Origin of the sequence: Thalassospira sp. GO-4 (assembly GCF_023588965.1) — a bacterium.
In the GTDB taxonomy this organism is placed as follows: Bacteria; Pseudomonadota; Alphaproteobacteria; order Rhodospirillales; family Thalassospiraceae; genus Thalassospira; species Thalassospira povalilytica.
The window spans coordinates 3,092,379-3,106,599 of record NZ_CP097807.1 but is presented as its reverse complement, the minus strand read 5'-3'; the positions used below and the strand labels follow the sequence as shown (position 1 = coordinate 3,106,599).

Here is a 14,221-nt window from a genome sequence, read left to right as displayed (position 1 = left end):
ATGGCCAAATTAGAATTGGCGGAGACTGAATAATCAGCTCCGCCATTTTTTTTGATATTCAGCTCGAGACGGCGATTAGCCGTGCTCTGCCTCGTGCGCGGCAAGTGCCGCCAGGTTGACCAGATCGTTCACGGTCGAGCCCATCTGTGCGATCTGGGCCGGTTTTTCCAGACCGATCATCACCGGACCAACCACCGTGCCGCCGCCAAGCTTGTCAAGCAGCTTGGATGCGGTGGTTGCCGCATGAAGGGCCGGCATCACCAAAACGTTGGCCGGACCGGACAGACGGCAGAACGGATAAAGCTTCAGCAGTTCCGTATCGAGTGCGACATCAACCGCGATATCACCATCGAATTCGAAATCGACATCGCTGCGTTCAAGAATGCCAACTGCTTCGCGAATACGATCGGTATCGTCGCTATAGGGGTTCCCGAAGGTCGAATGCGAGACCATTGCAACGCGCGGCTCATGACCAAGCTGACGGGCTTTTTCAGCCGCCTGAATGGCGATTTCAGCCAGTTCTTCGGCATTGGGCAGGTTATGCACACGGGTATCGGCAATGAACACCGTACGGCCCTTGGCGATGGCAATCGACAGACCCATCGGAATTTCACCCGGTTTGGCATCAATCACACCGGCAACATCGGTGAAGCTGCGATTGAAGTTACGGGTAAGGCCGGTGATCAGGCCATCTGCATGTCCCTTGGCCACCATGACAGAGGCAAAGACGTTACGCTTCTGATTGACCATGCGCTGGCAATCACGCCACAGATATCCTTTGCGCTGCAGGCGCGCATACAGGAATTCCGCATATTCGGCATTGTGCTTTGAAAGTGCGGCATTGTTGATTTCAACACCTTCAAGGCTTTCGATACCAAGCTTTTTGGCACTTTCATGGATGCGGTCTTCGCGCCCGATCAGGATCGGCGTGCCATAGCCCGAATTGCGATAGGCAACAGCCGCGCGAATGACGGTTTCTTCTTCGCCCTCGGCAAAGGCGATGCGTTTGGGATGTGCGCGCACATAATCGGAAATCAGCTGCAAATGCGCTGCCGTCGGGTCCAGACGACCGCGCAGCTGATTTTCGTATTCTTCCATGTCAATGATCGGACGGCGGGCAACACCGCTGTCCATGGCGGCCTGTGCAACCGCCTTGGGCACAGCCATGATCAAACGCGGATCAAACGGGGCCGGGATGATGTATTCCGGACCATATTGCAGACGACGGCCAGAATAGGCAGCCGCCACTTCGTCCGGAACATCTTCACGGGCAAGCGATGCCACCGCATGGGCGGCCGCGATTTTCATGTCCTCGTTGATGGTTGATGCCTGGACATCAAGGGCACCACGGAAAATATAGGGGAAGCCAAGCACGTTGTTGATCTGGTTCGGATAATCCGAACGACCGGTCGCGCAAATTGCATCACTGCGGATTTCGGCCACTTCTTCCGGGCTGATTTCCGGATCCGGGTTGGCCATCGCAAAGATGATCGGCTGTTTGGCCATCGATTTGACCATCTTGGCGGTCACCGCACCTTTGACCGACAGGCCAAAGAATGCATCGGCACCATCCATGGCTTCTTCAAGGGTTCTGGCATCGGTATCGGCAGCATGGGCTGATTTCCACTGGTTCATGCCATCTTCGCGGCCCTTGTAGATGACCCCGCGCGAGTCACACATGATGACATTGTCAGGCGACACACCCATGCTTTTGACCAGTTCGGAGCAGGCAATTGCCGCAGCACCCGCACCATTGATCACAAGTTTGATGTCTTCGAGTTTGCGACCGGTCAGATCACAGGCATTGATCAGACCCGATGCCGCGATGATGGCGGTGCCGTGCTGGTCATCATGGAAGACCGGAATATCCATCACTTCGCGCAGACGCTGTTCAATGATGAAGCATTCCGGTGCCTTGATGTCTTCAAGGTTGATGCCGCCAAACGATGCGCCAAGGAAGCGCACGCAATTGACAAACTCGTCAACGTCTTCGGTCGATACTTCAAGATCGAACCCGTCAACATCGGCAAAGCGTTTGAACAGAACCGCCTTGCCTTCCATCACCGGCTTGGACGCCAGCGCACCAAGATTGCCAAGCCCCAGAACGGCAGTACCGTTGGAAATCACCGCAACGATGTTGCCCTTGGAGGTGTAATCATACGCGGTGGCAGGATTCTTGGCGATTTCAAGACAGGGCACCGCAACGCCCGGCGAATATGCCAGGGACAGATCGCGCTGTGTGGTCAGCGGCTTGGATGCGGTGATTTCGATTTTGCCCGGGCGGCCGCTGGAATGAAACAGCAGCGCTTCGCGGTCACGAACCTTGATTTCTTTATCTGACATTATGTTTTCACTGACGCTTGCGTGGTGGGTTGGAAAGCAAAGTGTGTAGTTTATCCTGTTCGACATAAAATCGGTGTGGGACCGTCATGTCGGACCGCCCAATAAATCAGGCTTCTTGCCCCGGGTCAAAGGCGACGTTAACGGCAACCGCAAAATTACGTAGCGTTTTCCGTATGTTGCGACGCAACAATGCACCTGCGGTTGCACCGTTCCAGCACCGGTTTTTCCATCCGGAAATGGGTCATTTTTTGCGATGATGAAGATTGAAAACAGGAATAGACGTGATTTTTCAGTAACGTAAATGCCGATCCGTCTGCCAGACCAGCCAACAGCAATCAGTTTGCAGCGCGCAAAAAACCATCGGATTTCGCATCAAAAGCACCTTTTCCACGATCCGAAAAAACCGAAAGTCCCCACAACAGCAGCACTTTTGACAGATCACCAAGCCCGATGCCGGTCTGATCCAGCCTGCCCAATCAGGCAGATGGCGGTCGCCGATCCAATCCGGCCACCGCCAGGTCATTGCTGCAAGCAACCAGATGCATTTGCACATCTAGCTTTTGCCGGACGGGTTGATTGACGACACCGTTCGGCGGTCGGCCCTATTTGCCAACATGCAGGTGAATGTTGGTCGCGCCGTTCTTTTCAAGGATCGCTTTTGCCTTGGCCTCTGCGCCGGCATTTGCCGGATCAATACGCACCCACAAAATAACCGAGCCGGCATCAACCGCACGGGCGAAATCCTCGGTATGGGGGGTGGATGTGACTTCGTCGATAAATTCACGCAGGGCCACAGCACCAACCCCGGCACCAATCGCAATTGCAGCCGGTGCCGTTGCCGCCCCGCCAAACAGGGCGATGGCACCCGATGCCACCAACGGCACTTCATATTTCACTTCACCCACCAATGCTGTCAGCACATCGGACCAGGACCGGCCGTCAGATCCGGCAACATCGATTGATTCATGTGAACTCAGCACCGAAAGGTCCGTCCGCGAAAAGCCGCTTTCCCGCAATTCACGCACAGCGGCATCGAAACTGTCTTTTGTGTCGAACAACCCGACCAGTTCGGGGGCCTGCGAGGTGGTCTGTTCTGCTGCCATTTTGCGCTCTCCTTGGGGGATGTTTTCCGGTACAAGATTCTGCGATGACCATCGCAGGTCCTGACCGGCCATATGGTTATATATTTTACGGAAATTCAGGCGTTGCAATGGCATAGGTCAAAAACTATGACTTCGCACTTTGCCACCTCTCGTCAATGCCTTCAGGGTTTGCTATCACAGTCGTCATGAACAAGATCGCTGATACATCCGACACCACACCGACCGCGCCTTCCTTTTCCAAAGAGGGCGCAACACCCATGATGATGCAGTTCCTTGAAATCAAGGAACAGTATCAGGACTGCTTGCTGTTTTACCGGATGGGCGATTTCTACGAGCTGTTCTTTGACGATGCCGTCAAAGCAGCCGAAGCCCTTGATATCGCCCTGACAAAACGCGGCAAGCATCAGGGTAACGAAATTCCCATGGCCGGTGTTCCCGTCCATAGTCACGAAACATATCTTCAGCGTCTTATTCGCAAGGGGTTCCGGGTCGCAGTCTGCGAACAGATGGAAGACCCGGCCGAGGCCAAGAAACGCGGTGCCAAATCCGTGGTCAAACGCGGCGTTGTCCGCCTGATCACGCCAGGCACTCTGACCGAAGACAGCCTTCTGGATGCACGGCGCCATAACTATCTGGCAGCCGTATCGGAAGTGCGCGGCAAGGTTGGCCTGGCCTGGCTTGATATGTCGACCGGCGACTTTTTTGTTCAGCCTTGTGATATGGCCGGCCTGCCTGCGGCCCTGGCCCGGCTTGATCCGGGTGAAATCCTGTTTTCGGAAAAGATGCTGAACCGTGCGGACGTGTTTGACATATATGCCGAATACAAAAACATCATCACCCCGCAGCCGACCGCACGTTTTGATCCCGAAAACGCGCAGCTGCGCCTGAAAAAGCTTTATCAGGTCGAAGCCCTTGATGCCTTTGGCGGGTTTGAGGTTGCCGAACTTTCCGCGGCCGGCGCACTGATTGATTATGTCGATCTGACCCAGAAAGGCCAGATGCCCCGCCTGTCGCCCCCGACCCGTGTGGCCGAAGGGGCCGCAATGGAAATCGATGCCGCCACCAGACGATCACTGGAACTGATCCAGACCCAGTCGGGTGAGCGCAAGGGATCGCTTCTTTCGGTTATTGATCGCACCAAGACCGGTGCCGGGGCACGATTGCTGGCCGCACGCCTGTCGGCCCCGCTGACCAATGCCGATGAAGTCAACAAACGCCTTGATCTGGTCGAATATTTCCATGATCGCGATGCGTTGCGATCCGATCTGCGCGCAGCCCTTGGCGAATGTCCCGATATTGAACGCGCGCTTTCGCGTTTGTCGGTCGGGCGTGGTGGTCCGCGTGATCTGGCGGCAATGCGTGACGGTTTGTCCTGTGCCTTTGCGATCGGCAATTTGTTGGCCAAACCCGATGGCGGCAATGATGGTCTGACCACACAGCCAGAAGCCCTCGGCGATCACTTGACGGCAATGGGGCATCATGGCGACCTGATTGACCTTTTGCGCCGGGCGCTTTCGGAAAATCTGCCGCTTCTGGCCCGTGACGGCGGCTTTATTGCCGGGGGATATCACCCGCCGCTTGATGAATTGCGCATGCTTTCAAGCGAAAGCAAAAAGCTGATCGCCAATCTTCAGGCCCGCTATACCGAACAGACCGGGATCAGCAATCTCAAGGTCAAGCACAACAACGTTCTGGGCTATTTCATCGAAGTATCGGCCAAATCCGCCGACAAGATGATGGAAGAAGACGAATTCATCCACCGTCAGACCATGGCAAATGCCGTGCGCTTTACGACCGTGGAATTGTCCGAACTTGAGAGCAAGGTTTCCAAGGCCGGTGATCAGGCGCTTGCCCTTGAACTTGAACTGTTCGATGATCTGGTAGCAGCCGTTCTTGCCAAGGCAGACGAGATTGCAAGATGCGCACAAGCCCTGGCGGGACTTGATGTATCAGCCGCCCTTTCGGAACTTGCCCGTGATCAGGGCTGTGTCCGCCCGACCATTGACAACAGCCTTGCCTTTGACATCCGTGGCGGCCGCCATCCGGTGGTTGAAGCGGCCCTGCGCGAAAATGGCGATGCACCATTTGTTGCCAATGACTGCCGCCTTGAAGATGCGCAAAGCCTGTGGCTGATTACCGGTCCGAATATGGCCGGTAAATCGACCTTCCTGCGCCAGAATGCCCTGATTGCGGTATTGGCCCAGATCGGTGCCTTTGTTCCGGCCGCCAAGGCCCATATCGGGGTGATTGACCGGCTGTTTTCGCGTGTGGGTGCGGCTGATGATCTGGCCCGTGGCCGATCGACCTTCATGGTCGAAATGGTTGAAACCGCATCGATCCTTAATCAGGCAACCGACCGGTCGCTGGTGATTCTTGATGAAATCGGACGTGGTACGGCAACCTTTGACGGGCTTTCCATTGCCTGGGCGGTTGTTGAAAACCTGCATGAAATCAACAAATGCCGCGGCCTGTTTGCCACCCACTATCATGAACTGACCGCCCTTGCCGCCAAGCTTGACCATTTGTCCTGCCACACCATGCTGATCAAGGAATGGCAGGGCGAGGTCGTGTTCCTTCACGAAGTCGGGGCCGGCAGTGCAGACCGGTCATACGGTATTCATGTTGCCCAGCTGGCTGGCCTGCCCAAACCGGTCATCAAGCGCGCCGAGCAGGTTCTCAAGACCCTTGAAAAAGGGGAACAAGGCGGGGCTGTTTCGAAACTTGCCGATGACTTGCCGCTATTTGCCGTTGCCATCGAACAGGCCGCCAAGGAAGAACGCGCAAGCACCCCTGCCCTGTCTGATGATCAGAAAGCGGTTCTGGACGCCGTAGCAGAACTTGATCCCGACAATATGACACCGCGCGAAGCACTGGACGCGTTGTATCGTCTGCGATCAATCAACAGCTGATCGAATATAAACGCATGAAAAACAGGCACCTTGCCCCTATATGAGGCAGGTGCCTGTTTTCATTTGGGCCTGATGGTGCGGATTTTTCGGCGTTTGGGCAAAACCTGCGTTCCGGCATGGCACATGCATATGATGCGGACGCAAAACTTTGTCGTTATTGTATTTGGATAACGGCCCCGAATACGGCACTCAGACCGCAGACCAGCGCCAAGGAAACCGACCAACGTGACCTACAAGATCAAGAAGCAGCGCGAAATCATTGACCGGAAAAAAGTCTTTGCCGAGCTTGAAGCCATCGCAAAGGACCCGGAGCTGAAAAGTTTCAAACAGCGCACCGCTGTCCTGAACAAGCTGAAATCGGTCATGGAAGACGGTCGCACTGTCATTCGCGCCCGTTTCGAAGCCAGCAATTCCGGCCAGGAAACGGTGTTTTCCAACAGCTTCCTGATGGATCAGGTCGTCCGATTGATCCATGATTTTGCCGTCAGCTTCGTCTATCCCCTGCATAACCCGACCAATGAACAGCGCATGTCGGTGGTTGCGGTTGGCGGATATGGTCGCGGCGATATGGCACCGCATTCGGATGTCGATATCCTGTTTCTGTTCCCCTACAAGCAAACCGCCCATGGCGAACAGGTCGTCGAATTCATTCTTTATATGTTGTGGGATCTTGGCCTTAAGGTCGGTCATGCCACCCGTTCGGTTGATGATTGCCTGCGTATGGGCAAACAGGACATCACCATCCGCACAAACCTGCTTGAAAGCCGGTTCGTCTGGGGGGATGAGGATACCTATAATGTTTTTCGCGCCCGGTTCATGGACGAACTGGTCAAGGGCAGCGGTCTTGAATTTATCGAAAAGAAACTGAACGAACGCGATGAACGCCATGTTCGCATGGGCGATTCACGCTATGTGGTCGAACCCAATGTAAAGGACGGCAAAGGCGGCCTGCGCGATCTTCATACCCTGTTCTGGATTGGCAAATATCTGTATCGCGTCAATTCCCCGATGGAACTGGTCGACCTTAAGGTTCTGACCCGCAAGGAAGCGCAAGGCTTCCTCAAGGCCCAGAACTTCCTGTGGGCGGTGCGTTGCTGGCTGCATTATCTTTCGGATCGCGAAGAAGACCGCCTGACCTTTGACATGCAGCGCGAAATCGCATCGCGCCTTGGCTATACCGATCATGCCGGGGCATCGGGTGTCGAACGCTTCATGAAGCATTACTACCTGATGGTCAAACATGTCGGGAACCTGACACGGATCTTCTGTGCCGCCCTGGAAGAACGCCATCAGCGCCGCCCGCTGATCCGGTTCCCGGGCAAGCTTTTCGGCACCAAGGAAATCGACGGGTTCGAGTTGCGCAATGATCGCCTGACGGTCGAAAACCTTAATGTCTTCAAAAAAGACCCGATCAAGATCTTGCGCCTGTTTCTGGTTGCGCATCAGAACGGTGTCGGCATTCATCCCGAAACCCTGCGCTGGGTGACGCAAAGCCTGAAATTCGTTGATCACAAACTGCAAAATGATCCGGTCGCCAACGAGGTCTTTCTTGAAATCCTGACCCAGCGCAACAGCCCGGATGTCGCGCTTCGCAAAATGAACGAAGCCGGTGTTCTTGGCCGGTTTATCCCCGATTTCGGGCGTGTGGTTGCCCAGATGCAATATGACATGTACCACACCTATACCGTGGACGAGCACACCATCCGCGCGATCGGCATTCTCAATCAGATCGAATGTGGCGAACTGGCCGAAGATGCACCGGTCGCGACCCGGATCATGGGCAAGGTGATTTCGCGCCGGGTACTTTATGTCGCCGTCCTGCTTCATGACATTGCCAAGGGACGTGGCGGCGACCATTCCGAACTCGGTGCCGAAGTCGCCGAAAAGCTCTGTCCGCGTCTGGGCCTGTCGCCCGCCGATACCGAAACTGTTGCCTGGCTGGTAAAGGCCCATCTCTGGATGAGCCTGACCGCATTCAAACGCGATCTTAATGACCCGACGACGATCAAGGCGTTCGGGGATCTGGTGCAATCACAGGAACGTTTGCGTCTTTTGCTCTGTCTGACCGTGGCCGATATTCGTGCGGTCGGGCCCAATGTCTGGAACGGTTGGAAAGCAACGCTTTTGCGTGAACTTTACTTTGCCACCGATGATTTGCTGTCGGGTGGCCTGAATGCCGACAGCCGCGATTCGCGCGTTGCCAATGCCCAGATGGCGCTCCGCGAAGCGCTGGTTGACTGGCCCACTGACGATATCGAAGATTTCATCGATCGCGGTTATCCGTCCTATTGGCTCAGTTTCGATACCGATGTTCATGTCCATCATGCCCATCTGACCCGCGAGGCCAAGAAAACCGGTGCTGAAATCACGGTCGATGTCCGCATCGATACCGAAATTGACGCCACCGAAATCACCGTTCACACCACCGACCATCCCGGCCTGTTTTCCCAGATTGCCGGTTCGATGGCGCTGTGCGGTGCCAACGTTGTCGATGCAAAGATCCTGACCCTTGCCGACGGCATGGCGCTTGACACCTTTTTTGTCCAAGACACCAATGGCGAGGCATTTAACGATACGGCCAAACTCGAAAAGCTGCGTGAAACTCTTGAACAGGTGATTTCCGGGCGTCTGCGCCCCAGCCATGAAATCGAACGTCGCCAGACCAAGGACAACAAACACCGCACTGCGGTGTTCAAGGTCGAACCGAACGTCATCATCGACAACAAGGCCAGCCGCACCCATACGGTGATTGAAATTACCGCGCGTGATCGGCTTGGTCTGCTTTATGACATTACCCGTGCCTTGCGTGACCTGTCCTTGCAGATCGCATCAGCCCGTATTTCCACCTTTGGCGAACGTGCGGTTGACGTATTTTACGTGAAGGACGTGTTTGGCCTTAAAATCGACAGCCGCACCAAATTTGTCCAGGTCAAGGAAACCCTGACCCAGGCCATCCAGAACAATTGACGGGCCGCCTCCGGGCGTTTTTTGGCGGGGCATTTGGGTTTGGCGCATAAAGACAAACCGGATCGATCCAATACCCATGTGGCATCATCAATACCACCACGGTACGGATCAATCCGGTAGTTCCAATCTCCGCGATCAGAACGGTATTTTTGTCTTTTTGGAAAATTGTGACGGACGAGGAAGGGTAAAAACCAAACCCGACATCGAGACCTGTTATTCGCGATGTCGTTGTCCTCGGAGTGCAGCAGGTTGAGGTGGATTCCCTTGTTTCCCCGCCCGTCCAATAATGAGGCTCGCGTCCCAACGAATCCTCAGCGAGATGGAATTTATGCCCGTTACAATCCATTTTCTGTGACGGCTGTCACAATCATCGAAAAAAATCACCTGATTCAACGACTTTCATATTTTTGTGATATAGCCCAGCCCGTTTTTAAGGTGTCATTACGACTTCTTCACCTTCAGCTGTCAGTTTTGTCGCTCCGGCCTGATCATTGCCGCAATTGGCGATCATCACACAAAGCCTGATGCCTCCTTGATACGGAACGCTATTGAATGTCGCTTGTTCGCTCCATCGCTACGGTTAGTGGTTTCACCTTGTTGTCCCGTCTGCTGGGATTTTGCCGCGACATTCTGATTGCCGGGATGCTGGGTGCCGGGGGCATGGCCGATGCATTCTTTGTCGCGTTCAAATTCCCCAACCTGTTTCGTCGACTGTTCGGCGAAGGCGCCTTTTCCGCGGCCTTCATTCCGCTTCTGGCTGGTGACATTGAAAAACGCGGTATGGATGCCGCCCGCGAATTTGCCGCGCGCGCCATGTCGATGCTGGTTCTGATCACCGGTTTTCTGGTGGCCATCATCGAAATCCTGATGCCCTGGGCGATGTATGTTTTTGCGCCGGGCTTTGCGGAAAATCCCGAAAAGTTCAATCTTGCGATCGAATTGTCGCGGATCACTTTCCCCTATCTTGCTTTCATTTCCGCCGTTGCGCTGATGTCGGGGGTTCTCAATACCCTTCACCGTTATGCCGCGGCGGCCGGGGTTCCCATCATCCTTAATATCTGTCTGATTGCCGCCCTGCTTGGCCTGACACCGATGACCGAAACCCCGGCCCATGCACTTGCATGGGGGGTTGCCGCAGCCGGGGTTGCGCAATTTGTCTGTCTGGTCATTGCCTGCAAACGCGCCGGTTTTGCCATCAAATGGCAACTGCCAAAGGTTGATGACCGGGTCAAACTTCTTGGCAAACGCATGATCCCGGGCATGATCGGGGCCGGTGTTTATCAGCTTAACCTGCTGATCGATACCATGCTGGCATCACTGGTATCCGATGGTGCGGTATCCTGGCTTTATTATGCCGACCGGGTGCAACAGCTGCCGCTTGGGGTAATCGGCATTGCGATTGGCACGGCTCTTTTGCCAACGCTTTCACGCCAGTTGCAGGGCGATGACCCGAAAACGGCGATGTATAGCCAGAATCGCGGCATTGAAATTGCCCTTTTGCTGACGCTTCCGGCTGCGGTTGCGCTGGGTGTCATGGGGCTTCCGGTGATCAATGTCCTGTTTGAACGCGGGGCGTTCGGGGCCGAAGAAACCCGCATGACCGGTCTTGCTCTGATCGTATTTGCCTTTGGCCTTCCGGCATCGGTTCTGGTCAAGGTGCTGGCACCGGGCTTCTTTGCACGTGAAGATACCAAAACCCCGATCCGGATCGGCATTTCGTGCATGATCCTTAATATCGCGCTGATTGTTGCGTTGATGCCGCTGTTCGGGCATCTCGGCATTGCAGCTGCGACATCGGTTTCCGTCTGGGTCAATGCCGGATCGCTTTGCTTCCTGCTCCATCGCAGGGGCGATCTTGTATTTGATGACCGGCTTGTCAAACGGTTACCGCGCATTCTGTTGGCGTCTGTTCTGATGGGGGCGGCTCTTTGGGTGGCGACCGATATTTTCTGGCAGAATGACGCCCTTTCAGTCACGCGAATAACCATCATGAGTTTCTGTGTCATTGGGGGATTGGCGGTCTATGGCATCGCTGCCCAACTGCTTGGGGCGACCAGCCTTTCCGAGCTCAAGGCCACTTTCAAACGCGGAAAAGCCGCCTAGCGGCAATAAATCCGGTCATATGCCGACAAGCTGCTTGACCTGACCTGTCAGGGCGGCTTAACTCCGCGCTGCTTGCTTGCATGCTCGTCCGCCGGCGGGTGTCCAAAACCTGGCGGAGTATGCAGGCTCTATTGATCATCATTTGAAATGGACGACACCAATGGAACGTGTGTTTTCGGGCGCCCAGCCCACCGGTAACCTTCATCTTGGCAATTATCTCGGCGCGATCCGCAACTGGGTCGAATTGCAGAAGCAATACGAATGCATCTTCTGTGTTGTTGATATGCATGCCATCACGGTCTGGCAGGACCCGCACGAACTGCGTTCCAACATTCGCGAACTTGCTGCCAGCATGATTGCATCGGGCATCGATCCGGAAAAACATGTTCTGTTCAATCAGAGCCAGGTTTCCGCCCATGCCGAACTGGCCTGGATTTTTAACTGTGTTGCGCGCATCGGCTGGATGAACCGCATGACCCAGTTCAAGGAAAAAGCCGGCAAGCATCGCGAAAACGCGTCCCTTGGCCTTTATGCCTATCCGAGCCTGATGGCGGCGGACATTCTGACCTATAAGGCGACCCATGTTCCGGTCGGCGAAGATCAGAAACAGCATCTTGAACTGGCACGTGATATTGCGTTGAAATTCAACAATGATTACGGCGTCGAAGACTTCTTCCCGCAGCCCGAGCCGCTTATTCTTGGCCCGGCAACGCGTGTGATGTCATTGCGTGACGGTGCGAAAAAGATGTCCAAGTCCGATGCGTCGGATATGGCGCGCATCAATATGACCGACGATGCCGATACGCTGTCGAAAAAAATCCGCAAGGCCAAAACCGATCCGGAACCGCTGCCAAGCGAAGCCGCCGGTCTTGAAGGCCGCCCGGAAGCCAAGAACCTGATCACCATCTATGCTGCGCTGACCGACAGCACAGTCGATGCGGTTCTTGCTGAACATGGCGGCACCCAGTTCTCGGGCTTCAAACAGGCGCTGACCGACGTGGTTGTTGATAAACTGGCACCGATCACCGAAGAAATGGCAAAGCTCAATGCCGATCACGCCTATATTGACAGCGTTCTGGCCAAAGGAGCCGAGCGGGCAAATGCCATTGCCCAGCCGATCCTGCGCGAGGTCAAGGAAATCGTCGGTTTCCTTAACAGCTGATCAGACCCGAAGTTAAAAACAAAAAGCCCGCCAGTGATAAACAGGCGGGCTTTTTTGATGAGTATCATGCTGTGATCAGATGGCATTGCCCGATGGCCGGGCCTGGTTTTGCTGTTGCATCGCCTGATACTTTTTCAAACCATCCATCATTGTCTGACTAAACCACGCCCCGACAGGTTCGTCCCCGCCAAGATGGCTTGACGCACGCTGCATCAAGGGATGGGATTCAGCGACAGAATTCGGTGCAACATCTCCTGCCGTGTTAGCGCTAACATCGCCGGAATTTCTGGCATTCTGACTGACAAATCGGTCCTGATCCGCAACGGCATTGGTACTGGCAACTGCGTCAGCGGCCATGGTCTGAGCCTTGTCACGGCCAAGGGCTGCGTTAAACCGCGCGGCCATTTCAGCAGCCGAAAGCGGTGTATTCCCATCATGGAATGCATTTTCCGATTTTGATGCCGATACGTTTTCTTTGGCTGCGTTCAGTTTTGCCGTGCGCGCTTCATGGGCCACCATTTCAGGTGAAATGGCAAAGCTTGATCCCTGACGGCTGACACGACCGCTGCTTTGCGCCCGGGCCCAAACCGTGTTCCCGCCGTCACTGGTCAATGTCGGCCGGCGCATGGTTTCATGTGATGCGGAGTTGGCCGCTACGGTCTGGGCAAGACCCGATGATGCCGGATTGCTGGTTTGGGCCGATGCCATGGCAACGGTCAGTTCCGCCGGATCGGTTGCCGGTGCTGCTGGTGTTCCTGTATCGCTTGTCCTGGCTTGGCCAGTCATGTTGGCAGTCATCTGGGCTTGCAACTGAGCGTTCATCGACTGCGCCGGTCTATTGCTTTGCGCCCACGGAACGTTCAGATCACTTGCCTTGATACCATCGCGAACCGGGTTCACGGTCGCGTTGGACGCCAGAACAGTTTGATCCACCGGTGCAACAGGCGCGTTTTGCACGATGGTTTCCTGCTCGGCCTGTGGTGCTGCCTGTCGTGAGGGTTGCGTGGACTGCGAACCGGTCATCCATGGCAGAACAAGATCACCCTGATAGCTGCTGTCCGCCGCAGCAAGGCTCATTTCGGAATCGGAACTATTTTTGGATGCATCGGCGATCGCAGTACCGTTCTCGTCACCACCGCCAAAGCTGTCTTCGACAAAGGCCATGACATGGGTGCCGGTATCTTCACCGGTCACGGCATCGACAACTGCATCGATTGCGGCCCCGGCCAGACCGAATACCCCGCCAAACAATCCGCCACCAACAACCCGGGCCCCGTTGCCGAGTTCGTCCCCGGTAAGTGACCGATAGATCATGCCAACGCCGGGTATGTGCTGCAAAGGATTGATAACATCAAGCACATCGGAGAACTCGAAGCCGTCCTGGCCGAACATATATTCGGAAAAACTGCGGCCTTCCGATGTTTCGGAAAGCTGGTCAGCCGCGTTCGACTGGGCAAACTTGCTTCCTGCCCCGTCTCCTGCGACGCCCGGCACGTTACCGGGCGAAATTTGCCGCCAATTTGCTCCAATCGACATATCTGTCCTCCTCTTGCCTGATAATTTGCAAAAGGAGTGCCAGTTTGGAGATCAAATAACCTATTGAGAAATAATGATATTATTCAGGAACGGTTTTG

The 14,221-nt window shown here is 55.0% G+C and carries 7 protein-coding genes; 4 read left to right on the top strand and 3 right to left on the bottom strand.

Annotated features, from left to right (window positions below; all coding sequences use genetic code 11):
• Window positions 1–75: 75 nt before the first annotated feature.
• Together M9H61_RS14375 and M9H61_RS14370 are read right to left on the bottom strand one after the other, a co-directional pair.
• Complete coding sequence (locus tag M9H61_RS14375) at window positions 76–2,343, bottom strand: NADP-dependent malic enzyme (RefSeq protein WP_250281204.1); 2,268 nt, start codon at window positions 2,341–2,343, stop codon at window positions 76–78.
• A gap of 602 nt (window positions 2,344–2,945) precedes the next feature.
• Window positions 2,946–3,446, bottom strand: a complete 501-nt coding sequence (locus tag M9H61_RS14370; protein ID WP_114112363.1) for a hypothetical protein — start codon at window positions 3,444–3,446, stop codon at window positions 2,946–2,948.
• A 185-nt stretch (window positions 3,447–3,631) separates the two neighbouring features.
• Here M9H61_RS14370 and mutS point away from each other — a divergent pair, with 185 nt between their 5' ends.
• The 4 genes from mutS (at window position 3,632) to trpS (ending at window position 12,587) form a co-directional block, all read left to right on the top strand.
• Complete coding sequence (gene mutS, locus M9H61_RS14365) at window positions 3,632–6,355, top strand: DNA mismatch repair protein MutS (protein ID WP_250281202.1); 2,724 nt, start codon at window positions 3,632–3,634, stop codon at window positions 6,353–6,355.
• A 225-nt stretch (window positions 6,356–6,580) separates the two neighbouring features.
• On the top strand, window positions 6,581–9,322 hold the full coding sequence (locus M9H61_RS14360; protein ID WP_101246652.1) for a [protein-PII] uridylyltransferase: 2,742 nt from the start codon (window positions 6,581–6,583) through the stop codon (window positions 9,320–9,322).
• A gap of 552 nt (window positions 9,323–9,874) precedes the next feature.
• Window positions 9,875–11,425 carry a murein biosynthesis integral membrane protein MurJ gene (gene murJ / locus M9H61_RS14355; protein WP_250281199.1) on the top strand — a complete coding sequence of 517 codons (1,551 nt, stop codon included), beginning with the start codon at window positions 9,875–9,877 and terminating at the stop codon, window positions 11,423–11,425.
• A 160-nt stretch (window positions 11,426–11,585) separates the two neighbouring features.
• The gene (gene trpS, locus M9H61_RS14350) at window positions 11,586–12,587 is read left to right on the top strand and encodes a tryptophan--tRNA ligase (protein ID WP_101246654.1); all 1,002 of its coding nucleotides are present in this window, start codon (window positions 11,586–11,588) and stop codon (window positions 12,585–12,587) included.
• 75 nt (window positions 12,588–12,662) lie between these two features.
• Here the strand turns inward: trpS and M9H61_RS14345 are convergent, their stop codons facing one another.
• Window positions 12,663–14,123, bottom strand: a complete 1,461-nt coding sequence (locus tag M9H61_RS14345; RefSeq protein WP_250281197.1) for a hypothetical protein — start codon at window positions 14,121–14,123, stop codon at window positions 12,663–12,665.
• Between the last annotated feature and the right edge of the window lie 98 nt (window positions 14,124–14,221).